The sequence below is a fragment of the Saccharopolyspora shandongensis genome (assembly GCF_900106995.1).
GTDB lineage: Bacteria > Actinomycetota > Actinomycetes > Mycobacteriales > Pseudonocardiaceae > Saccharopolyspora > Saccharopolyspora shandongensis.
The window spans coordinates 58,360-79,805 of the sequence record NZ_FNOK01000047.1 but is presented as its reverse complement, the minus strand read 5'-3'; the positions used below and the strand labels follow the sequence as shown (position 1 = coordinate 79,805).

Below are 21,446 nucleotides of genomic sequence, written 5' to 3'. Positions count from 1 at the left end.
GCTCTCGTCGTCGCCGAGCCGGTCGAACCCCAGTCCTCGCCAGGTGGTGTCCTGGCATTCGACGATGAAGGTGCTGATCCCGGCGCTGGAGGGGTAGGCGTGGAACCAGATCCAGCCCTCGGGTGTTTCTTCGAAGTCGAAGGTGAACATGTCGAACACCCGGTCCGTGCCCAGCCAGATGTAGGGGTTGCGGCCGTGGCCGACCTGGGTGCCGAATTCCTCGGCGTAGCGTTGCCGGGTGCGGCTGTTCGCGCCGTCGGCGACGACGATCAGGTCGGCGTCGGCGAACTCCGACAGGTCTTCCGCGGCGTGCTCGTACCGGACGTCCACGTTGAGGTCGGTGGCGCGCTGGGCGAGTATCTCCAGCAGCGGCGCGCGGTTCACGCTGTATCCGTATCCGGGGATGTAGGCGTTTTCGGTGCCGTGCAGCGAGACGACCTGCTCCTGCCACAGCGTCGAGGCGGCGCGGATCTGCTCCGCGCTCTCCCTGTCGTTGGGGTAGAGGGTGTCCAGCAGGTTGTCCCAGTACACGACGCCCCAGCCGTAGGTGGCTCCCGGTGGGTCCCGTTCGATGACGGTGATGTCGTGCCCGGCGTCCCTGAGCTTCGCCGAGATGGCCAGGTAGAGACCGGCTGGTCCGGCCCCGATGCACACGATCTTCATGACTTCTCCACACGAGCAGCGGGATGAGTGGTGACCGCGGAATGCTCGTGGGGAGCACGAGCGACCGGTGTCCGCATGGGTCGGTACGTCCCCGTTGTACACCTGCGGGAAGCCGGTCGCATGCGCGCCGCCGAAAACCCTCGGAGGCAAGGGACTTTCGGCCCCGGAGTTACCGCTGCGCGCGCAGTTCGACGACCCGGACGCCGTAGGCGGGGAGCGTGACCTTGGAAAGGAGTTCACCGGTCTTGGCGTCGTGCAGGGAAAAACCGTCCGCGTGCGGCGTTGTCGTGATTTCCTGGCCGTGCTGGCTGACGAGCCAGGCGAACCGGCGCCCGTCCTCGTGCCGGAGCTCGTCCGCGAACACGCGCGGATCGTCGACCGAGATCGGCCGCGCAACGCCGGCGATCTCGGCCAGCGCCGCGTAAAGCCGGTGCGTGTCCTCCGGGTTGACGCGCGCGTTCCGCGCCGCGAAGTGCTCGATCGGATAGGTGCACAGCACGGTCTCGCCTTGCCCGCTGCGGTTGCGAAGCAGCGCCGGCCTGCCGTGCGCGTCAGTGGCGACCACCGTCGCGCCGCGCGGGTGGACCGGGAGGTACGCCCGGCTGTGCTCGTTGCCGCCGACCCGGAAGCGCAGCACCTCGCCTTCGGCGATGCCGCCGAAGTCCTCGGCGAAGGTGAACTCGACGACCTCGTCGGCCACCTCGTCGACCACGCCGTAGGTCATCTCCTTCGCGACGCCGAAGGTTTCGTCCAGGTACGGGATCCACGGCTGCCGGTGGTGCCCGACCTCGCCTGCCGTGTAGGACAGGTACAGCACCGCGCCCTGCGCCACTCGCTCGCGCAGCCACTGCCAGGTCGGCCCCTGGATCTGCTTGGTGCACGGCAGCAAGTACAGCGAGCAGTCCGGGTCGATGCCGTCGCGTTCCCTGGTGAAGCCGACGGGCAGGTCGGCCTCGCGCGCGGCCACGTACGCCTGCTGCAGCGAGCTGAAGACGAGCGGCCGATCGTCGTCCTGGCTGAACGGGTAGCCGCGCTCCAGGTACTCGGTCACCACCAGCGCCGCCCGCGCATCGGTGCGCTCGCACCGGGCGAAGTCCACTGTGGATAGCACGTCGGCGAACGCGGCCAGCTCGTGCAGCGGCGGCTTCGGGTTCCCCGCGTTGTCGGTGATGCCGAAGTGCATCTCGAAGGGGTGGTGCGAGTACGGGCCCTGCTCGATGAGGTCGTCGTAGTCGGTGTTGTTCCAGGCCACCCAGCCGGTCGATCCGGCGAGCAGCGAGTTGTGCAACGTCTGCCGGTAGTAGTGCGCGGCGTGCTCCGGCGACACCTGGTCGCTGGAGAGGCCGAACTCCTCCAGCACCACCGGCTTGCCGCCCACCGCGGCAAGTTCGCAGATGAACGCCGCGCCGAGGTGCTGGCGCACCGGGTCGCTGTCGATCCGGTACACGTGCGGGCCGACGAAGTCCACCAGCGCGCCGGTCTCGCGGACCGAGAACCCGTTGTCCGTGCCGGTGACCTCGATGCCCCACGCGCCGTCGCCCAGCGACACGGGCTGGTGCCCGCCGCCGGCCCGCACCGCCTGCACCATCAGCTGCGCCCAACTGGTGACCTGCTCGGTCGGCGCCTTCGGCTCGTGCCGCAACCGGCCGTAGATCGGCATCTCGTTGCTGATCAGCCAGCCCGCGACCGCCGGGTGCGCGGCGAAGCGCTCGGTCATCCGCTGCACGAACCACGCCTGCCGGGACACCAGCCAGACGTCGGCGTAGAGGTCGCGGCCGTCGCGCCACGCCGGATCCCAGTTGTCGCCGGACATGTGCCCCACGATGAAGGTCGGGATCGACGACATGCCGATCTCCCGGTGCGCGTCCAGGAAGTCGGCGAAGTGCTCGACCTTCGCCGCGTCGACGCTGTCCGGGGTCGGCAGGAAGTCGGGCCAGTAGAAGAAGGAACGCGTCTGCCGCAGGCCGTGCTCGTGGAGCACCCGCAGTTCCTCGCGCACGACCCGCGGCGAGTAGTTCCGCCACATCAGCGGCCCGCCGGTGCGCGACCAGAAGTTCGCGCCGAGCCACACGGCCGGTTCCCCGGCCACCGTCACCTTGGCGGAGTTGCGTCGCATCGATCGCCCTTTCTCGGCTGGTGGATCCAACAGGTCACTTGACCGCGCCCGCGGTCAACCCCTGGGCCAGGTAGCGCTGGAGCAGCAGGAACCCGATGACCACCGGGATGCTGACGACCAGCGACGCCGCCATCACCTCGTTCCAGTACACCGAGGTCTGCGTGGCGTACTCGCGCAGCCCGACCGCGAGCGTGCGCGAACCCGAGTCGGTCATGATCGAGGCGAACAGGGTCTCGCCCCACGCCGTCATGAACGCGTAGATCGCCACCGCGGCGATGCCCGGTCGCGCGGCGGGCAGCACCACCCTGAGCAGGGCGCTCACCGGGCTCGCGCCGTCGATCAGCGCCGCCTCGTCGAGGTCCTTCGGGATGGAGTCGAAGTAGCCGACCAGCATCCAGATCGCGAACGGCAGCGAGAACGTCAGGTAGGTGATGATCAGGCCGAGGTGGCTGCCGTGCAGGGCGATGCCGGTCAGCCGGCCGATCGTGGCGTAGATCAGGTACAGCGGCAGCAGGAACAGGATGCCGGGGAACATCTGGGTGGACAGCACGACGATGCGGAACGCGTTGCGGCCGCGGAAGCGGAACCGGCTGATCGCGTACGCGGCGAACACGGCGATGGTCACCGACAGCGCCGCCGCGCCCAGGGCCACCACGGTGCTGTTCACGAAGTAGTCGGCCAGCGAGATCGTCGACCACATGTCGACGAACGGCTCGAACGTGATGTTCACCGGCAGCCACCGGAACCGGTCCTGCACGTCGCCCAGCGGCTTCACCGCCGAGGTCACCATGACGTACAGCGGCAGCGCGGTGAACAGCGCGAGGAAGGTCAGCCCGGCCACCCGCAGAAGGCGGAACCACCGCGGCTCAGACATCTTTCAACCTCCGCGAGGTGAAGGCCAGGTAGCCCGCGGTCACCAGCAGCAGGAACAGCAGCAGGAGCGCGGATATCGCCGAGCCCAGGCCGAAGTTCCAGGTGAGGAACGAGCTTCCGTAGATGTGGATGGACAGCAGGTTGGCCGCGCCCGGCACCGACTTGTCGAACAGGATGTAGGGCACGTTGAAGTCGTTGAACGTCCACAGGAACAGCACCAGCACCAGGACCTGGTTCACCGGCCGCAGCATCGGCACGGTGATGGACCGGAACTGCTGCCAGAGCCCAGCACCGTCCACGGTGGCCTGTTCGTAGACGTCGGTCGGGATGGACTGCATCCCGGCCATCAGGACGAGGAACGCGAACGGCCACAGCCGCCAGACCGAGGTGATGACGATGCTGCCGAAGGCGTTGTCGCCCAGCAGCCAGAAGGTGCCGCCCGCGCCGGCCCCGAGGTCGTCCAGCACGGTGTTGACCATGCCGTCGCTGCGGTCGAGGATGAACTTCCAGATCATGACCGCGGTGTAGACCGGCAGCGCGTACGGCACCAGGAACAGCGTGCGTAGCACGGCGCGTCCGGGGAAGCTGCGCTGGAGCAGCGTCGCCGCGAAGAGACCGAGCGTCCAGGACAGCCCGACGGTCAGGATCGCGTAAGCCAACGTCACCGCGAAGGAGCGCAGGAGCTCCGCGCCCGCCGCGCCGTCGAGGTCCAGGGCGAAGCCGAAGTTGTCCAGGCCGGCGAACGGGGCGCGCACCCAGTCCCGCAGGTGGAACTGGGTCAGTTCGAGCAGGCTCATCCACAGGCCGCCGAGCATCGGCACCAGGTGCACCAGCAGCTCGAAGGCCAGCGCGGGAGCGATCAGCAGGTAGGGGAGCGCGCGCCGGCTCGGCGTCCACCCGCGACGTCGCGCCGGAATCGGTGTGGTGGTGGCCGTCATCCTCCGGTCCCCCGCATCTTCTGCTCCGCGTCGGCCAGCGCCTCGCGCACGTCCTCCGCGCCGGGTGGTCGCCCGGTGGCGGTGGCCGCGAACAGGTCGCGCATCGCCGCGCCGACCGTCGTCTCGAAGTGGGCCTCGTTGGGGATCATCGGCACGGTTTCCGATCCGCTGGCCAGCACCTCGCTGAACACCTGGTTCTTGGGCGTGTGGAAGGCCGGATCGTCGTAGGCGTCCTCGACCACCGGCAGCGTGCCGTACTTCTCGTTCAGCGACGCCTGGACTTCCTTGCTGGTGAGGAATTCGACCAGCTTGAGGGCCTGTTCCCGCCGCGGGCTGTCGGCGAAGACCGCGACGTTCGAGCCCGCGACGTGGCTGCGCACGGCCCGGCCGCCGGGCGGTAGGGGATCGGGCACCGGCATCGGCACGACGCCGTAGTCCGCTTCGGCCATCCCGTTGTCGTGCAGGGTGGGGATGACGCTGTTCTGGGCGATCAGCATCGCGGCGTCACCGTCCACGAAATCCGCTGCCGCTCCGGAGGAATTGCCCTCCTCGGCGTCGTCGGGATCCACCACGCGGGCCGAGGCCATCAGGTCGATGTAGCGCTGCACCGCGGCGACGGCTTCCGGTGTTGCGAACGACGGGCTGCCGCGCTCGTCGATGAGGTGCGTGCCCTCCTGGCGGCCGAACATGAACGCGAAGTGCGCGTTCTCGGTGTAGCTGGCGCCGGGGATGGTGAGCCCCCAGCGGCCGCGCGCCGGGTCGGTGAGCCGCTTCGCGGTGTCGATGAATTCCCGCCAGTCCTTCGGCGGCTCGGCGATGCCGGCCTCGGCGAACAGCTTCTTGTTGTAGAACAGGCCGTACGACAGCCCGTACAGCGGCAGCGAAGCCGGCGGTTGCCCGGGCATCCCGGCGGAGCTCATGCTGCTGTCCAGGAAGCGGTCCCGGCCGCCGAAGCGTTGCATCAGCGCGTCGTCGAAGGGCAGGAACGCGCCGGTCGCCTGCAGGGACGCGGCCCAGGTGTTGCCGAGGTTCACCACGTCCGGGCCGACGCCGGAGGTCGCCGCGCCGAGGATCCGGTTGAGCAGGTCGGACCAGCCGATCACCTCCAGCTTGACGTCGATGCCGGTCCGGGCGGTGAACTCGGCGAGCTCTTCGCGGAGGATTTCCCGGTCCTGCGCGGCGTTCTTGCCCTGGTTGCTCGCCCAGTAGGTGATCGTGTCGTCGTCGGCCGGTGCCGCGCAGCCGGTCAGCGCGCCGGCGAGCAATGCCGCGACCAGCGGCACCGCCAGGAGTGAGCGCTTGAGCACGAAAGCCTCCTCGGCTTCGTCGAGCCCGTCGTTGGACTCCTGGCTCAAGTTAGGTACTTAACCGGTTAATCAGAAGGGCCGGTCAACGCCGTGATCGTTTCGTTATCGGTGGTCGGTCAGTTGCCGGGAGCGGGCGCAGTGCTCCCGCGCGGCATCAGCTTCCGCGGCGACAGCTCGCCGTCGTCGGCCGAACCGGTCTCGATCAGCTCCAGCAGCATGCGCGCGGCAGTGGCGGAATCCACGACGACGCTGTGCGCGAACGCGGTGATGGCGGGGCGAACCACCTGGCACAACATCGAGTCGTCCCATGCCAGCACCGAGAGATCGGCCGGCACCCGCACGCCGAGCTCCTCCGCGTGCACCACAGTCGCGACCGCCATCACGTCGTTGTCGTAGATGACCGCGGTCGGGGGATTCGGCGCTGAGAGCAGGCGGCGCGTGGCGCGAACACCGCCCTCCTCGGTGTAATCGCCGGACGCGTGGTGCACCGAGAGCCCGGGCGTTTCGCCCACGGCTCGGCGCAGCGCGTCCGCCCGCCGAACGGTGTGCTGGAGATCGGCCGGCCCTTGCACGTGCCCGATCCGTCGGTGGCCGAGTTCCGCGAGGTGCGTGATCGCGCTGCGGATGGCCTCGTCCTCGTCGGCCCGCAGGACCGGGATCCCCGGCATCGGCCCGGCGGTGCCGAAGAACACCGCTGGTGTTCCCAGCTCGCGCAGCAGCTCCGGGCGCGGGTCGGAGACCCGGAGGTCGGTCAGCACCACGCCGTCGACCCGCCGCTCCGCCCACCAGCGCCGGTAGGTGTCCAGCTCGGTGCCGGTGTCCGCGGCGAGCGCGAGCTGCAGCGAAAACCCTTCCGCCGAAAGGGTTTGCTCCAGGCCGGCCAGCATCTGCATGAAGAACGGCTCGGTGCGCAGCACCTCCGGGGAACGGGCGAGCACGATGCCGATGTTCGCCGCCCGGTCGTTGGACAGGGCGCGCGCCGCGCTGCTGGCCCGCCAGCCCATCGCCGCCGCGACGTCGAGGATCCGCTCCCGGGTCTGCGGCGAAACCCCGGCGCGCCCGTTGAGCGCGTAGGAGACGGCGGCCTTCGAAACCCCGACCTCCCGGGCGATGTCGATGATCGTCGGCCGCTTCACCCCGGCGCTCCTCCCAGATCCGGCCCGCGCCGGAGAACACCGGGGCGAACTCCCGGAGCGCAGCGTACTGGTGCGGGGCTACCGGGGGGTGGCCTCCCGGCCGTGGGCGGCCAGCGCGTAGATCACGACCACGTCGAGCACGATCACCACCGCCGACCACAGGGGATAGGTCGTGAAGAAGGCGATGTTGGTCAGGATGCTGATCACCGCCATGGCGATGGCCACGGCACGCGCCCAGGTGCGGCCGCTGAACAGCCCGACCCCGGTGGCGGCGAGCACGACGCCGGTGATCACGAAGCTCCAGCCGACCCCGGCGTAGCTGACCTGCACCGCCGATCCGGCCGGCGTCACGTACGTCGTACCGGAGCGGGCGAACGCGATCGCCCCGCTGATGACCTGGACGATGCCGGCCAGCAGCAGGATGGTGGCGGCGAAGTACACCCATCCCACCCAGCCGGTGTGCATGCGTCGTGCTCCGTGCGTGGTCATCGCGGCCTCCTCCGCTCGCCCTTGCTGCGACTAAGCCTGTGGGAAGCGGAACTGCTTGATCCAGGGGCCAAAGACCTCGGCTCGCGCTGTTCAGCGGCGGCCGCGCAGCGCGATCTCCGCGGCTTGAAGGACGACGTCGGTGGTCGGTTCCCGGTCGAGGTCGGAGTGCATCGCCGCGTCGATCGCGCCGATCAGGGCCCCGGTCAGCGCCGCGGCGTGCAGCGCGTCGAGCTCCTCGGGATACGCCTCGCGGAGCGCGTGCGCGAGCCGTTGCTGCAGGGAGGCGTTGCGGAGCAAGGCGCCCGCGCGCAGGGGCGGGACGGTGGCGATGAGCCGGGCCCTGATCCTGGTCAGCTCGTGGTCGAAGGGGAAGCTCCAGGCGTCGGCGGTGCTCAGCTGGTGAATCGTGCGCAGCAGCAGGTCTTCCGGCTGCTCGTCGGCGGAGCGGCCGGCGAAGGCTTCCTGGAGCAGGCCGTCGTAGAGCACGTCGTCTGCGAAGACGACCTCGTCCTTGGCCGAGAAGTAGTTGAAGAACGTCGCGGGCGACACCTCGGCCGCCGCCGCGATCTCGGCGACGGTCGTGTCGTCGTAGCCCTTCTCGTCGAACAGCCGGATGGCCGCCTCGATCAGGGCCTGCTTGGTGCGCCGCTTCTTCCGCTCCCGCAGCCCGAGCCGGTCACTCATGGTCGTCAATTTTACATGAAGCCTAAAATTAGAGAGACTCTAAGTTTCTGCTAGCGTGGTGGCCATGACGGATCGAACGCAGTGCTGCGTCGTCGGGGGCGGCCCGGCGGGGATGATGCTGGGTCTGCTGCTCGCGCGCTCCGGTGTGGCGGTGACGGTGCTGGAGAAGCACCAGGACTTCCTGCGGGATTTCCGCGGCGACACCGTGCATCCCTCCACCCTGCGGCTGCTCGACGAGCTCGGGCTGGGCGAGCGGTTCGCCGAGCTGCCTGCCGGGAAGCTGGCGAAGATGCGCATCCAGATCGGCTCGAAGACGGTGGTGATGGCCGACTTCGGGCGGCTACGCGGGCCGTACCGGCACATCGCGATGGTGCCGCAGTGGGACTTCCTCGACCTGCTGGCCGGCGCGGCCGCCGAGGAGCCGTCGTTCACGCTGCGCATGTGCAGTGCCGTGACCGGGCTACGCAAGGACGGCGCCGGTCGCACCACGGGCGTGCGCTACCGCGACGCCGACGGCGTGGAGCGCGAACTCGCTGCGCCGCTGACCGTCGGTTGCGACGGCCGCGGCTCGGTGGTCCGTCGAGAGGCCGGGCTGCGGCAGATCTCCTTCGACGTGCCGATGGACGTGTGGCAGGTCCGGGTGCCCAAGGCCGAGGACGACACCGACGGCGAGGTGTTCGGCCACTTCGGCGGCGGGCAGGTGTCGGTCACCATGGATCGCGGCGACTACTTCCAGACGTCTTACCTGATCGAGAAGGGCCGGAACGAGGCCTTGCGCGCGCAGGACATCGCGGTGTTCCGGGCGCGGCTGGCCGAGTTGTTCGGCTGGCCGGAAGCCCGGCTGGAGTCGCTGGGCTCGTGGGACGACGTGAAGCTGCTGCGGGTGGAGATGAACCGGCTGCGCCGCTGGTACGGCGACGGCGTGCTGTGCATCGGCGACGCCGCGCACACGATGTCGCCGGTCGGCGGCGTCGGGGTCAACCTCGCCGTGCAGGACGCCGTCGCGGCGGCCCGGGTGCTGGCGGAACCGCTTCGGTGCGGCCGGGTTCCCAACGCGGCGCTTGCGAAGATCCAGCGCCGCCGGTGGCTGCCGATGGCGGTGGCGCAGCAGTCGCAGCGCGGCGAGCACGAGATGCTGCTGCGTCCGGCGCTCGACGGAACTCTCGACGAGAACAAGCTTCCGTTGATGCTGCGAGCGCTGCAGCGCGCGCCGTTCCTGCGCGGTTTGACCGCCTACATCGGCGGAATGGGGATCCTCCCCGAACACGCACCCGCGTTCGCCCGCCGGACGGCGGTCTGATTCGTCCCAAGTGGACCATCAGGCGGCGACCAGCTCGCGTTCCGTCCGCATGGCCGGGACTTCCACCGATTCTGCCGGGGCGACCGGCGCGCGCTTGGTGTTGCGCTCCAGGGTTCCGGAGACCGCGGCGAGCGCGAGGCCGAGCACCGAAAGCACCGAGCCGACCAGGTTCGGCGACAGCAGCCCGAGGCCGTGCGCGATCGCCAGGCCACCGGCGTAGGCGCCGATCGAGTTCGCGACGTTGAAGGCGGACTGCAGCGCCGCCGACACGAGCGCCGGCGCCCCGCCCGCCTTGTCCATCACCACGGCCTGCATGATCGGCGCGACCATGAAGCCGAGGGCGCCGATCACGAAGACGGTCGCCGCCGCGGCCAGCTTGTCGCCGGAGGTGATCGTGAACGCGGCGAGCACCACGGCCAGCCCGATCAGCACGGCGTGCAGGCCCGGCGTCAGGGCCTTGTCGGCGACCCGGCCGCCCAGGAAGTTGCCTAGCGTCATGCCGAGCCCGGCCAGCACCAGCAGGCCCGTCACGCCGGTCGGGGAGTACCCGGAGACATCGGTGAGGATCGGGGTCAGGTAGCTCAGGCAGGCGAACGTGCCGCCGAGGCCGAAGGTCACGATCGCCAGCGCCAGCCACACCTGCGACAGGCGGAACGCGGCGAGCTGCCCGCGCACCGAGGCATCCGAGGGCGCGGGGCGGCCCTGGGCGGGCACCAGCCGGACGATGGCGGCGACGGCGACGAGGCCGATGGCGGCGACCACGGCGAAGGTGGCGCGCCAGCCGAACTGCTGGCCCAAAAGCGTGCCGAGCGGCACGCCGACGACGTTGGCCAGCGTGAGGCCCATGAACATCATCGAGACCGCCTTGGCGCGGTTGCCCGGCTCGGCGAGGCTGGTCGCCACGACGGCGCCGGCGCCGAAGAACGCGCCGTGCGGCAGGCCGGCCAGGAACCGGAACACCGTGCCGATCTCCGCGCTCGGGGTCAGCGCGAAGAGCAGGTTGCCGACCGTGAACAGGCCCATGGTGCCGATGAGCATGGCCTTGCGGGGCAACCGCGCGCCCAGGATCGTCAGCGCCGGGGCGCCGATCACCACGCCGAGCGCGTAACCCGTGATCAGGTTGCCTGCGGTCGGGATCGACACGCCGAGGTCGGCGGCCGCTTGGGGCAGCACGCCCATCATGACGAACTCGGTCGTGCCGATGCCGAAGGCGCCGATGGCCAGTGCGAGCAGCGCGATGGGCACAGTTCTCCTCTCGGGGGAGCGGGATCGGGGGAGCGCGGCAGGTCGTGATGGCCGCTGCCGGGACGTGGCGGGTCCGAAACGCTCGGACTGTATCGATACAGTACGAGTACGTGGAGATGCTCGGCCGAATGCTGGCCGCGTCACCGTCGGTTGTTCGGTGTCCAGTCTCGGGGCGCGGCGGCGGTCCTGTCCACCTGGTGGGGCGTGAAACGAGACACTGCGCGTAGCGGACTAATCCTCGTTGTCGCTCAATAGAGTGAGATGTGCGGCCGCGACGACAGGTGTCCTTTGTGGACCGGGTCGCTCGCGGCGCAGAATCGGGCGGGACATCCAGCGGGAGGCGACGTGCCGGAAGAACGTGGTGGGCACTTCGTCCGCTCGGTCGAGCGGACCCTTTCGGTGCTGCGGGCGTTCTCGCCCGGGCGGGCCGAGCTGACGCTGACCGAGGTGGCGCAGGCCAGCGGCCTGGACCGGGCCGGGGCCCGGCGGATCCTGCTGACGCTGGTCGACCTCGGCTACGTCCGCCACGACGAGCGGCACTTCGCGCTGACGCCGCAGGTCCTGGAGTTCGGCTACGCCTACCTGTCCAGCAGGTCGCTGCCGCAGATCGCCGAGCCGCACCTGCGCCGGCTCACCCGGGAACTGCGGGAGATGACCGCGGTGGCCGTGCTCGAAGGCGATGAGATCTGCTACGTCGCGCAGGTGCCGAGCCCGAAGCTGCTGTCCGTGGCGATCCCGGTCGGCACCCGCTTCCCCGCGCACGCCACGTCGATGGGCAAGGTGCTGCTGGCCGGCATGCCGCCGGAGCGGCTGGAGGCGCGGCTGCGCTCGATGGACCTGGCGGCGCTCACGCCGCACACCATCACCACCCGCGAAGGTCTGCTCGCGGATCTCGGCAAGGTCCGCAGGCAGGGTTTCGTGATCTCCGACAGCGAACTGGAGGAGGGTCTGCGCGGTGTCGCCGCGCCGATCCGCGACGCCGACGGGAAGGTGTTCGCGGCGGTCAACGTCTCGCTGGACGCGCACAGCGCGTCGGAGGACGGGGTGCGGCGGGAGATCGTGCCGCTGCTGGCGGCGACGGCGGCCCGGATCGAAGCGGACCTGCGGCTGAAGCCGCCGGCGCCGACGCGCCGCTCCGGGTGAAACGGCCCTCAGTCGTTCGCTGGCCGACCGCCTGTGTCGCGGTGCGAACAAGCCGCCACCGAATCTCCGCGGATCGGCGCGGCGGCGCTTTCCCTTGTCCACCAGCGAAATCATCGCATCCCGAGGCCGTGGCACAGGTGTCCGGAGCCACAGTGCCTTGCATCACAGCTAGTTTCCGCTCCGCTGCGTGCTTAGGATCCCCGTCACATCAGGCCACCCCGGCGGCGTTCGGCGATTCGCGGGTGGCGCCTTCGACCTCGACGGAGCGGGAGGGGCGGACATGGCCCGAAGGGTTCGGAACCGGCAGCTGGCGGCGAAGATCGTCGACGCCGAGGAGGCCGCCGGGCTGATCGGGACCGGCGACAACGTGGGCATGAGCGGCTTCACCGGCGCCGGGTATCCGAAGGAGGTGCCGGGCGCGCTGGCCAAGCGGGTCGCCGCGGCCCACGCGGAGGGGCGGCCGATGAAGGTCGGCCTGTGGACCGGCGCGTCCACTGCCCCGGAGCTCGACGGCGCGCTCGCCGAGGTGGAGGGCATCGACCTGCGCCTGCCGTACCAGTCCGACCCGGTCACCCGCGAGAAGATCAACTCCGGCCGGATGGACTACACCGACATCCACCTCTCGCACGTCGCCCAGCGCGTGTGGCAGGGCGTCTTCGGCGACCTGGACGTCGCCGTCGTGGAGGTCAGCGGCATCACCGAGGACGGCCGCCTGATCCCGTCGTCGTCGGTGGGCAACAACAAGACCTGGCTGGAGCGGGCAGACCGGGTCATCCTCGAGGTCAACTCGTGGCAGAGCGAGCACCTCGAAGGGATGCACGACATCTACTACGGGACGGCGCTGCCGCCGCGGCGCGAGCCCATCCCGATCACGCATCCCGCCGACCGGATCGGCGTGCCGCACCTGGAATGCCCGGCGGACAAGGTGATCGCGGTGGTCGAGACCGAATCACCCGACCGCAACACGGTTTTCACGCCGCCGGACGAGACGTCCGGGCGGATCGCCGGGCACGTGCTGGACTTCCTGGATCTGGAGGTGCGGTCCGGCCGACTGCCGCGGAACCTGCTCCCGCTGCAGTCCGGGGTGGGCAACGTCGCGAACGCCGTGCTCGCCGGGCTGCAGGCGGGCCCGTTCGACGGGCTGACCGCCTACACCGAGGTGATCCAGGACGGGATGCTGCAGCTGATCGAGTCGGGCAAGCTCCGGATGGCATCCGCGACGGCCTTCTCGCTGAGCCCGGCGGCGGTGGACCGCTTCAACCGCGACGCCGCCGCCTACCGCGACAAGATCGTGCTGCGGCCGCAGGAGATCAGCAACCATCCGGAGGTCGTGCGCCGGCTCGGCTGCCTGGCGATGAACGGCATCGTGGAGGCCGACATCTACGGCAACATCAACTCGACGCACCTGATGGGCAGCCGGATTCAGAACGGCATCGGCGGCTCGGGCGACTTCGCGCGCAACGCCTACGTGTCGATCTTCGTGACGCCGTCGGTGGCCAAGGGCGGCGCCGTGTCGTCGATCGTGCCGATGGTCTCGCACGTGGACCACACCGAGCACGACGTCGACGTGATCGTGACCGAGCAGGGCCTGGCGGATCTGCGCGGCCTCTCGCCGCGCAGGCGCGCGGAGCTGATCATCGAGCGGTGCGCGCATCCCGATTTCCGCCCGGCGCTGCGGGATTACCACGACCGCGCAATGGAATCGTCGTTCGGCCGCCACACCCCGCACCTGCTCGGCGAGGCCCTGTCCTGGCACCAGCGCTACCTCGACGAAGGCACCATGCGCCCGGCCTAGTGAGCATCAGCCGAAGTCCCGGCGGCGGAGGGCCAGCAGTCCGCCGCCGAGCAGGACGGCCGACAGCGCGATCATCACCAGCGCCGGGCCCGGGTCGAACGGGTTTCCGGCGACGGTGTTCGGGATGTAGTGGAACGGGTTCGGCCCCAGGCCCCGTGCGACATTGTGGAGTTCCGTCATTCTTGGCCTATCCCGGCCGCTTGGTGCCTATTGTGGGCGTTGGCCTTGCACGGTGTCGAATCCACAGGTACACGGCTGGAGGCATTGTTGGAAATTTCCGCATTGCGCAACCCCTTCGACTACGCCAATCCAGTGCGCAGCGGCGATCTCTTCGCAGGTCGGCAGGTGGAGCTATCAAGGATCAGCTACGTCTTGGACCAGGCCGCACCTGATCAACCGGCCGGGTACATCGCCCTGCATGGCCAACGCGCTGCGGGCAAGACGAGCTTGCTCAACATGACGCAGGCACTTGCCCGCCAACGCGGTTATGTCACGGCACGGTTGGACCTGGTCCCCGCGGACGCGGATCCCGTCTCGTTCTTCGCCAAGGCGTACGAGGCAATCATCGGCGCGGTCGGTGAAGCCGTGGGTCTGACTGCGTCAGATGGCCGGAAGATCACGCCCAGAATCGTGCGCCGGGTCATGCATGGTGAGAAACAGGACGACTTTCCCCTGGAATTCCCGGAAAGCGTCGCGCAAGCCTGGGCCGGTGGTCGCCTGTCGGAGATGGCGCTGCGTGCAGATCTCGAGTACTTGGCCGAGCAAGCGGGGCAGCCGATCGTGCTCCTCGTGGACGAGGCGCAGCTGGTGGCTGACCGCAAGGACGTCTTGTCCATGCTGCGAACGCTGGGAACGCAGTTGTGCGGCTACGTCTTCGTCCTGGCCGGTACCACGGATCTACTGGTGCGGATCAGCGAAGTCTTCGATGCGCTGCTGCGGCAGTTCGAACCGATCAAGGTCGAGCAGTTCAACGAAGTCGCTGATGTGCACAACTGCGTGATGCGCCCGCTGCGCTCATTGGGACTGGACCCGCACGATTGCTTCGAGGACTTCCACGGCGTCGTCCAGGACTTGATGTCGCTCACTGACGGGAATCCCTACGAGATCCAGTTCTTCTGCCACGTGATGTTTCACCGTTGGCAGTCCGGAGTGACATCGAAGATGGTGCTGTCCCCGGGAACTCTCGACAGCGTCCGCGAGGTCATGGAGGCCGGCGGGCAGGTGCAGGACCGGCCCTTGATCTCGGCCGTGCGGAAGATGTCCGTCGACGAGCTCGTGGCGCTCAACCTGCTGTGTTCGTCCCTCGAAAGCAGCACCATTGATGAGCTCTGGTTCTCCCACTGCATCACGGGTGCACCGTCGATCAGTCGGGAGGCATTCGATGGCTTCCGGGACGGCTTCGTCGCGAAGCGGATCGTCGAGATCGACGATGGAGCCGTTCGACTGCCGGGAGATCTGTTCGACCACATCTACGTCCGGCTCTGGACGCTCAACAAGATCGGCCAGCCGCGACATCCGCAACTCGTCAGCCGGTACAGGTTCCGGGCGCTGCTGACCCGTAGACTGGAATACGCGCTCGAGGACGTGATCGCTGACCAGCCGGTACGGTTGCTTTCGACGTGTTGCTACGGGATGACCCAAGACAACCTGGAATCCTGCCTCGCACTCCTGGACACGTTGCCGGATAGCGCGGCGGAGAGCGCCAGAATTCAGTTTCTGCACGAAGCGATCGTGCGGTGCAGGTTCCCGGCGGCACTGGACGTCACCGTGGTGGAATGCACGTACGCCGGAACGACCGCCGTTCGCTGGCTGTACGCGCGGGATGTCGACGACATCGAACTGACTGAACTCCCAGCGTTCCGCGCAGCGTGTGAACGAGCCCGCGCACTGGGCGGGGAGTTGCGCGCCGAGCGCCTGCGGTTGCCGCTGAAGCCATGGCCCGACGTGCGGGATTGGCTCGTGAAGCATGCGGGGCCGGTCGAACGGAACGCCATGGCTGGGTGCCATCTCACCGAGTCCTTCGATGTCTACGTCGATGGCGACGTCCCGGCAACGGTCGAGCACCTCAGCACCGCGTTCAGGTTCGAGCCGTCGTGGATCGCCGCCAACAACCTCGCCTACCTCGCGCTCGTGGGAGGCGAACCGACGAGTGCACTGGACTGGGCGGAAAAGTCCATTGCACTCACGGATGAGCCCAAAACCCGGGCCCTCAGCCGCTACAACGCCGCTATGGCCTTGGTGAAGCTCGGAGAGCTCGCGAAGGCACGGCAGGGCCTAGCCGAGGCGGCGGACGACCTGGCTCGGCTGCCGGTTCCCGACTACTTCTGCCGGTTCCTGCTGGTCCCGCACTGGGCGGATGGTGGAATCGAGTTCGAGGAGAAGCCCCGCGTCAATCTTCCCGGAGCGATCGAAACGGCATTGGACATGGTCGGATTGATCGAGAGGCACGCGAGCATGCGGCGATCAACGGAGTAGGACGCCATGCTTTTCCGGGACGAAGTCAACGGGCCACCGCGTGGCCCGGTCGGTGACCGCACTGGAAAGCTTCGCGCCGGTCAACCGAGCGGCTTGGAGATCAGCGCCGGACAGATCGGCATTGCGGAGATCCGCGCCATCCAGGTCGGCTGACCGCAGCACGGCCCCGGTCAGATCTGTTCTGCTGAGATCGGCTCCTTTGAGCCGAGCCCGTTCCAGCCGGGCGCCAGGCAGGTGCGCTCCGGCGATGCAGGTTCCCACCAGGTCGACTTCGCACGGCCAATTCCGACGGGAAAGCACCGTCAGGGCGGCCGCTACGTCCTGAGGCAGTGGCTGCTGGCGGGCATGGTCGCGCACGAAGGCCGACAGGATTTCCGCCACTCGCGACTGCTCAGCCGGATCGTCGTCGGCGACCCGGTCCAGCGAGTAGATTCCGCCCAGCCGCAGAGCCACGGACTCGCGGTTGCTGAGCTGTTCCACCGCCTTGCTGAATGCGTCGGTGACGGCGATCCGGCGTGCCACCAGTTGCTGGCCGCGCGCGGCGAGCATTTGCCGCCACGCGGTAACAGCGCCGATCACGAGGAGCACACCACCAACGGCCTGGAGAAGGGCCGTGCGGACGTCGGTTTCCGCTTTCACTCGGTCGTTCCCGGTCAACGCGGATGCGGCTGGGGACGACTCAAGCACGTAGCCGGGAAGCGGCCCGAATGCCGCGACAACCACGACCACCAGCATCGAGGAGACCACCGCGATGCATGTCCAACCGACGACCTTGATCACCTTTTCCATCACGATCTCCATGCTGCCGTCCAAATCGGTTGGGCGGGCTGGGTTGGCGCCAGAATCCGGCGGTGGCTTCTCCTGTTCTTTTCGGCAGGTCGGCGTGAGTTCCACTGCGTGGTCTAGATGGGGATGGCACACAAGTACCGCGCCTGACAGGCCTACTACCAGCGTCGAAGCACCAACGACCAAGAACATCACGATCTACAACTGGAGTACTGGCTAGCGCTCTGACCACAAACCGTCGCCGGATTGCGGGACCCGTGATTAAAGGGAAGGCATGACTCCTTCCAGTAGGGATACGGTCCTGCTATGTCCCGATCAGCCGAGATTGGGCCCTCCCCGTCCCCCCTCACCGCGGACGACCTCGACCTTGCCGTGCAGCTCGCGTTGGCAGTCCTCCGCAAGGCGCCCTCAGCCGCGTGGGATGGAAAGGCGGGATCGCTGGAATGGGACTGCTGGGAGATGGTCGAGCACCTCAGCGACGACCTTTTCGCGTACGCCGCGCAACTAGGTCCCAGAACACCGCCCTCGGATGGTGAGGTGCCCTTCGTGTGGGAGAGCCGGCGGCCCTGCGAACGCTATTCACGCGGACCGTAAGGCGGGGCCTACCGGCCTGTTGCAGGTGTTGGAGGCGAGTGGTGCGCTGCTGGTCGCCATGGTGCGCACGACGCCGCCGCAGGTTCGCGCCTGCCACGTCTTCGGCATCTCCGACGCCGAGGGCTTCGCCGCGATGGGGATCGTGGAGACCCTGGTGCACACGCACGACCTGGCCCAAGGGCTCGGGCTTGCCTGGAATCCACCAGCCGACCTGTGCTCGCGGGTGCTCGTCCGGCTGTTTCCGAACGCCCCGGTGTTCACGGATCCTTGGCCCACCCTGCTGTGGCCACTGGACGCGCCGAACTGCACGGGCGCCCTCGTCTGACCGCATGGCGCTGGGACGGCACACCTCGAACACCGGGCTAAAGCGACCCGGCGAAGATGGACTTTTCGCAGTTAGGTGACGGGTTTGGGCAGTGACCAGTGAGTGAAGGGCTGGCCGAGCTTGACCGGTCGGCGGTGGCCGTCTGGATGACGCCTGTGCAAGTCGAGCGATCACCGGGACGCGGTTCCCGTCGGCCGAGACCAGCATCATCGCGCCGGTAGCGTCCCGAACTCGTGCTGCCTCGGCGCACGATTTGCTGCAGCCGCAGCGCTTCCTGGTCGGTCAGTCTGCGCACGCGGACTGGCTCACCACCGCGCCTCCAGCGGTCGGATCGAACGTCACCGGACAGCCAACCGCCACCGCCACCACCCCGGCGAACCTATGCGGTCAGAACATCAGCCGAAGTCCCGGCGGCGGAGGGCCAGCAGTCCGCCGCCGAGCAGGGCGGCCGACAGCGCGATCATCACCAGCGCCGGGCCTGGGGAAAACGGGTTTCCGGCGACGGTGTTCGGGATGTAGTGGAACGGCTCGAACGGAGTCCCGCCCCACACCCCGTACAGCGGCCCGGCGATCTGCCCCAGCGCCGCCGTCGCCACCCACACCGCCCAGCAGATCGCCGCGCTCGCCTTCGGCAGGAGCCCGTAGGCGAGCGCACAGACCGCGCCCACCAGCCACGCCGCCGGGACGGTTCCCAACGATTGGAGGAGGATGCGCGGCACGTCCGTCGCGAAATCGCCCACGAGCCAAGCGAAGAACACGCCGAAGACGAGCCCGGTAACGGCCGACAGCGCCGCCGTGCCGAGGCCGGTCACCAGCAGGTGCCCGGCCGCCCAGCGCAGCCGCGTCATCGGCGTGGCCTGGGCGATCTCGGCCCGGCCGCTGCTCTCCTCGGCGCGCATCCGCTGGACCATCAGCACCGGGTACAGGGCGATGACATGCGCGAAGATCAGGATGATGGGCCAGAGGAAGTAGTGGAGCTCCGAACCGGCCCGGCCGCCGAAGTTCTCCAGCAGCCGGGCCGCGCCGGGCGCGTTGAGCAGCTGGTGCGCCAAGGTGCTCAGCGCGCCGGCGGAGGCCGCGAAGACGGCGAGCCCGACGGCCCACTTCACCAGCAGGCCGCGGTTCAGGCGCCAGGACAGGCCGATCGGGCCGCGCAGGCGCGGCGCGGACGCGGGCCCGGTGCGCTCGGGGATCAGCCCGGCTCCGAGGTCGCGGCGAGCCACCAGGTGGTAGGCGATGGCCGACAGCGCTGCGGTGGTGGCGATCGACACCGCGAGCAGCCACCACTGTTCGTCGCGGTACGGCGCCACCAGGTGGCTCCAGCCGATCGGCGACACGTACGTCATCCAGTGCTGCCCACTCGCGTCGCCGGCGTAGCGCAGGACGTAGGCAGCGCCGAGAGCAGAGAGCGCGAAAGCCCTTGCGGTGCGGGCGTTCTGCGCGAGCTGGGCGGCGACCGCGGCGACGCCGCCGAACACCCAACCGGCGGCGGTGATGCCCGCCCCGTAGGCGATCGACCCCACCGGGTCCAGCCCGATCGCGATCAGCACGACGGCGGTCAGCGCGCCACCGGCCAGGCTCACCCCGCCCGCCACCGCCAGCGCGGCGGTCAGCGCGGCGTAGCGGCTGACCGCGCCCGCGCGCAGCAGCTCGGTGCGGCCGGCGTCCTCGTCGGCGCGGGTGTACCGGACGACGGCCATCAGGGCGGCGAGACCGTTCATCACGTACAGGAATCCGCCGCTGCGCCAGGAGGAGAGGACGCCGAGGTCCGGTTCGACGGCCCCGCCGCCGAGCGCCCGGAAGAAGGCGTTCTGGTTGATCATCACGGTGTAGGTCGCCTTCAGCTCCGGCGTGCCCATGTTCCGGTTGATGTAGGCGACCATGACCAGCGACATGGTGACGAGCAGGAGGACCCACCACGGCGCGATGTTCCGCTCGCGGCGCAGCGCCAGCCGCGCCAGGCGGGAGGTTCCAGCGAGGCTGCTCATCGGATCGCCTCCGCGCTGGTCTTGCCGTAGTGCCGCAAGAAGAGCTCTTCGAGAGTGGGCGGCCGGCTGACGAGGCTGCGGACGCCGATGGAACCGAGCCGGGTCAGCGCGGGACCGAGGGCGTCGGCATCGGCTTCGAAGCGCACCTGGCCGTCCTCCGTCCGGAAGTCGTGCACTCCCGCGAGCTCAGCGAGCCCGTCCGCGGGGCCCGCGAGTTCGGCGCGCACGGAGGTGCGGGCCAGGTGGCGGAGCTCGGCGAGAGAACCGGAATCGACGGCCCGGCCGTCGCGGATGATGGTGACGCGATCGCACAACTCCTCGACCTCGCCGAGGATGTGGCTGGACAGCAGCACGGTCCGGCCGCCGCGCCGCACTTCCTCCCGGACGACGTCGCGGAACACCACCTCCATCAGCGGGTCCAGACCCGAGGTGGGCTCGTCGAGGATGAGGAGCTCGGCGTCGGAGGCGAGCGCGGCGATCAGCGCCACCTTCTGCCGGTTCCCCTTGGAGTAGGCGCGGGCCTTCGTGCGGGGATCCAGGTCGAAGCGGTCGATCAGCTCCTCGCGCCTGGCGCGGTCGGCGCCGCCGTGCAGCTGCGTCAGGAGGTCGATGACCTCGCCGCCGGAAAGCCCGGGCCAGAGCGTCACGTCGCCGGGCACGTAGGCGAGCCTGCGGTGCAGGCTCGTCGCGTCCCGCCACGGATCGCCGCCGAGCAACCGGGCGGTGCCCGCGTCGGCGCGCAACAGCCCGAGCAGGATCCTGATCGTCGTGCTCTTCCCGGCGCCGTTCGGGCCGAGGAAGCCGTGCACCTCACCGGTGCGCACCGTGAGATCGAGGCCGTCCAGCGCCGTGGTGCGGCCGAACTCCTTGACCAGGCCGGTGATCGATATCGCGTCAGTCATCGATGCCTTCTCCAGGAACGGGGTTTCCGCCGGGCAGCCGCGACCGGATGGCGGCGGCTTCCTCCGGGCTGAGGAGCGGATGGGAGTAGAGGTCGAGCAGGACGCGGGCCAGCACGTCCTCGCCCTGCGGGCTGAACACGTCGACGCCGAGGCCGCGGGACACGTGCTCGTGCATGACGGCGATGGACAGCGCCATCGCCGCGCTGACGGTCGCGCGCTGCGCCGGGGACACCTCCGGCGGATCGGACCGCTTCCGGTCGGCTTCCGCCAGCCACTGCGCGCCCAGCTCGGCCAGCTTGTCGAACAGCGGCGCGGCCCGCCCCTCGACCAGGGCGCGCGCGACGTACCGCTGGTACGGGCCGAAGGCGGCGCCCGCGACGCCCACGTAGTTCACGCTGCCCGGCGCGCTGTCGGCCCGGACGTCGTCGTTGATCCCGTTCAGGACCTTGGCGAGGTAGGCGTCGCAGGCGTCGCGCAGCGCTTCCTTGGCGCCGAAGTGGTGGCGCACCAGCCCTGACGACACGCCCGCCGTCTCGGCGATCCCGCGGATCGTCGCCCGGTCGAAGCCGTGCTCGCCGAAATGCCGCAGCGCCGCGTCCCGGATCCGCGCCCGAGCGGTCAGGTCCTCCGGATCCAGTCCCGGCAAGCTCATGTCCCGTCACCTATCCACACGTGCATCTGACTATT

General features: G+C 69.2%; 19 protein-coding genes. 5 read left to right on the top strand and 14 right to left on the bottom strand.

The genetic code is table 11. The annotated features are described in order from the left end of the window. From BLW84_RS34765 to BLW84_RS34730, 8 genes are all read right to left on the bottom strand, one after another. The coding region (locus BLW84_RS34765) for an FAD-dependent oxidoreductase (protein WP_245761593.1) at positions 1-663 on the bottom strand (663 nt) is incomplete at its 3' end. A 169-nt stretch (positions 664-832) separates the two neighbouring features. Beyond that, the gene (locus BLW84_RS34760) at positions 833-2,779 is read right to left on the bottom strand and encodes a cellulase family glycosylhydrolase (RefSeq protein ID WP_093274357.1); all 1,947 of its coding nucleotides are present in this window, start codon (positions 2,777-2,779) and stop codon (positions 833-835) included. A 34-nt stretch (positions 2,780-2,813) separates the two neighbouring features. Beyond that, positions 2,814-3,653 (bottom strand): carbohydrate ABC transporter permease, encoded by an 840-nt coding sequence (locus BLW84_RS34755; RefSeq protein ID WP_093274355.1) that lies wholly within the window; start codon positions 3,651-3,653, stop codon positions 2,814-2,816. Continuing rightward, positions 3,646-4,590 (bottom strand): carbohydrate ABC transporter permease, encoded by a 945-nt coding sequence (locus tag BLW84_RS34750; RefSeq protein WP_093274351.1) that lies wholly within the window; start codon positions 4,588-4,590, stop codon positions 3,646-3,648. The genes BLW84_RS34755 and BLW84_RS34750 overlap by 8 nt, the downstream gene beginning before the upstream one ends. After that, positions 4,587-5,945: an ABC transporter substrate-binding protein gene (locus BLW84_RS34745; RefSeq protein ID WP_245761592.1), complete on the bottom strand. Its 1,359-nt coding sequence runs from the start codon at positions 5,943-5,945 to the stop codon at positions 4,587-4,589. Before BLW84_RS34745 ends, BLW84_RS34750 begins: the two co-directional genes overlap by 4 nt. Positions 5,946-6,013: 68 nt before the next feature. Further along, on the bottom strand, positions 6,014-7,033 hold the full coding sequence (locus BLW84_RS34740; RefSeq protein WP_093274349.1) for a LacI family DNA-binding transcriptional regulator: 1,020 nt from the start codon (positions 7,031-7,033) through the stop codon (positions 6,014-6,016). Between the two features lie 78 nt (positions 7,034-7,111). Then, a complete protein-coding gene (locus tag BLW84_RS34735) occupies positions 7,112-7,522 on the bottom strand; it encodes a DUF7144 family membrane protein (RefSeq protein WP_093274346.1) in 411 nt (136 codons plus the stop codon). Positions 7,523-7,612: 90 nt separating this feature from the next. Next, the gene (locus BLW84_RS34730; RefSeq protein WP_093274344.1) at positions 7,613-8,206 is read right to left on the bottom strand and encodes a TetR/AcrR family transcriptional regulator; all 594 of its coding nucleotides are present in this window, start codon (positions 8,204-8,206) and stop codon (positions 7,613-7,615) included. A gap of 64 nt (positions 8,207-8,270) precedes the next feature. Here BLW84_RS34730 and BLW84_RS34725 point away from each other — a divergent pair, with 64 nt between their 5' ends. Beyond that, complete coding sequence (locus BLW84_RS34725) at positions 8,271-9,506, top strand: FAD-dependent oxidoreductase (RefSeq protein ID WP_093274341.1); 1,236 nt, start codon at positions 8,271-8,273, stop codon at positions 9,504-9,506. Positions 9,507-9,524: 18 nt separating this feature from the next. On the opposite strand, the gene BLW84_RS34720 is transcribed toward BLW84_RS34725, so the two are convergent. Next, a complete protein-coding gene (locus tag BLW84_RS34720; RefSeq protein ID WP_093274337.1) occupies positions 9,525-10,751 on the bottom strand; it encodes an MFS transporter in 1,227 nt (408 codons plus the stop codon). A gap of 345 nt (positions 10,752-11,096) precedes the next feature. On the opposite strand from BLW84_RS34720, the gene BLW84_RS34715 reads away from it, so the two are divergent. Then, a complete protein-coding gene (locus BLW84_RS34715; RefSeq protein WP_245761591.1) occupies positions 11,097-11,894 on the top strand; it encodes an IclR family transcriptional regulator domain-containing protein in 798 nt (265 codons plus the stop codon). A gap of 280 nt (positions 11,895-12,174) precedes the next feature. Beyond that, the gene (gene scpC, locus BLW84_RS34710; RefSeq protein WP_093274331.1) at positions 12,175-13,689 is read left to right on the top strand and encodes a succinyl-CoA:acetate CoA-transferase ScpC; all 1,515 of its coding nucleotides are present in this window, start codon (positions 12,175-12,177) and stop codon (positions 13,687-13,689) included. 6 nt (positions 13,690-13,695) lie between these two features. Here the strand turns inward: scpC and BLW84_RS47940 are convergent, their stop codons facing one another. Continuing rightward, positions 13,696-13,869, bottom strand: a complete 174-nt coding sequence (locus tag BLW84_RS47940; RefSeq protein ID WP_177226852.1) for a hypothetical protein — start codon at positions 13,867-13,869, stop codon at positions 13,696-13,698. A gap of 87 nt (positions 13,870-13,956) precedes the next feature. Between BLW84_RS47940 and BLW84_RS34705 the strand changes: the two genes are divergently transcribed. Continuing rightward, positions 13,957-16,164: an ATP-binding protein gene (locus BLW84_RS34705; RefSeq protein ID WP_177226851.1), complete on the top strand. Its 2,208-nt coding sequence runs from the start codon at positions 13,957-13,959 to the stop codon at positions 16,162-16,164. Here BLW84_RS34705 and BLW84_RS34700 read toward each other — a convergent pair. Continuing rightward, positions 16,153-16,965, bottom strand: a complete 813-nt coding sequence (locus BLW84_RS34700; protein ID WP_143061201.1) for a pentapeptide repeat-containing protein — start codon at positions 16,963-16,965, stop codon at positions 16,153-16,155. The genes BLW84_RS34705 and BLW84_RS34700 overlap by 12 nt on opposite strands. Positions 16,966-17,569: 604 nt before the next feature. On the opposite strand from BLW84_RS34700, the gene BLW84_RS49510 reads away from it, so the two are divergent. Continuing rightward, positions 17,570-17,869, top strand: coding sequence for a hypothetical protein (locus BLW84_RS49510; protein ID WP_245761590.1), 300 nt, complete (start codon positions 17,570-17,572; stop codon positions 17,867-17,869). Between the two features lie 395 nt (positions 17,870-18,264). On the opposite strand, the gene BLW84_RS34685 is transcribed toward BLW84_RS49510, so the two are convergent. From BLW84_RS34685 to BLW84_RS34675, 3 genes are read right to left on the bottom strand one after another with little or no spacing between them, the layout of a single operon-like run. Further along, positions 18,265-19,857, bottom strand: coding sequence for an ABC transporter permease (locus tag BLW84_RS34685; protein ID WP_093274323.1), 1,593 nt, complete (start codon positions 19,855-19,857; stop codon positions 18,265-18,267). Beyond that, positions 19,854-20,759, bottom strand: a complete 906-nt coding sequence (locus BLW84_RS34680) for an ABC transporter ATP-binding protein (RefSeq protein WP_093274320.1) — start codon at positions 20,757-20,759, stop codon at positions 19,854-19,856. The genes BLW84_RS34685 and BLW84_RS34680 overlap by 4 nt, the downstream gene beginning before the upstream one ends. Beyond that, a complete protein-coding gene (locus BLW84_RS34675) occupies positions 20,752-21,411 on the bottom strand; it encodes a TetR/AcrR family transcriptional regulator (RefSeq protein WP_093274318.1) in 660 nt (219 codons plus the stop codon). Before BLW84_RS34675 ends, BLW84_RS34680 begins: the two co-directional genes overlap by 8 nt. Positions 21,412-21,446 lie beyond the last annotated feature (35 nt).

Excerpts from the sequence above, each read along its gene's own strand:
- BLW84_RS34760 (WP_093274357.1), bottom strand. The coding sequence starts at position 2,779 with ATGCGACGCAACTCCGCCAAGGTGACGGTGGCCGGGGAACCGGCCGTG.
- BLW84_RS34755 (WP_093274355.1), bottom strand. The coding sequence starts at position 3,653 with ATGTCTGAGCCGCGGTGGTTCCGCCTTCTGCGGGTGGCCGGGCTGACC.
- BLW84_RS34750 (WP_093274351.1), bottom strand. The coding sequence starts at position 4,590 with ATGACGGCCACCACCACACCGATTCCGGCGCGACGTCGCGGGTGGACG.
- BLW84_RS34735 (WP_093274346.1), bottom strand. The coding sequence starts at position 7,522 with ATGACCACGCACGGAGCACGACGCATGCACACCGGCTGGGTGGGATGG.
- BLW84_RS34730 (WP_093274344.1), bottom strand. The coding sequence starts at position 8,206 with ATGAGTGACCGGCTCGGGCTGCGGGAGCGGAAGAAGCGGCGCACCAAG.
- BLW84_RS34725 (WP_093274341.1), top strand. The coding sequence starts at position 8,271 with ATGACGGATCGAACGCAGTGCTGCGTCGTCGGGGGCGGCCCGGCGGGG.
- scpC (WP_093274331.1), top strand. The coding sequence starts at position 12,175 with ATGGCCCGAAGGGTTCGGAACCGGCAGCTGGCGGCGAAGATCGTCGAC.
- BLW84_RS47940 (WP_177226852.1), bottom strand. The coding sequence starts at position 13,869 with ATGACGGAACTCCACAATGTCGCACGGGGCCTGGGGCCGAACCCGTTC.
- BLW84_RS34700 (WP_143061201.1), bottom strand. The coding sequence starts at position 16,965 with ATGGAGATCGTGATGGAAAAGGTGATCAAGGTCGTCGGTTGGACATGC.
- BLW84_RS34685 (WP_093274323.1), bottom strand. The coding sequence starts at position 19,857 with ATGAGCAGCCTCGCTGGAACCTCCCGCCTGGCGCGGCTGGCGCTGCGC.
- BLW84_RS34680 (WP_093274320.1), bottom strand. The coding sequence starts at position 20,759 with ATGACTGACGCGATATCGATCACCGGCCTGGTCAAGGAGTTCGGCCGC.
- BLW84_RS34675 (WP_093274318.1), bottom strand. The coding sequence starts at position 21,411 with ATGAGCTTGCCGGGACTGGATCCGGAGGACCTGACCGCTCGGGCGCGG.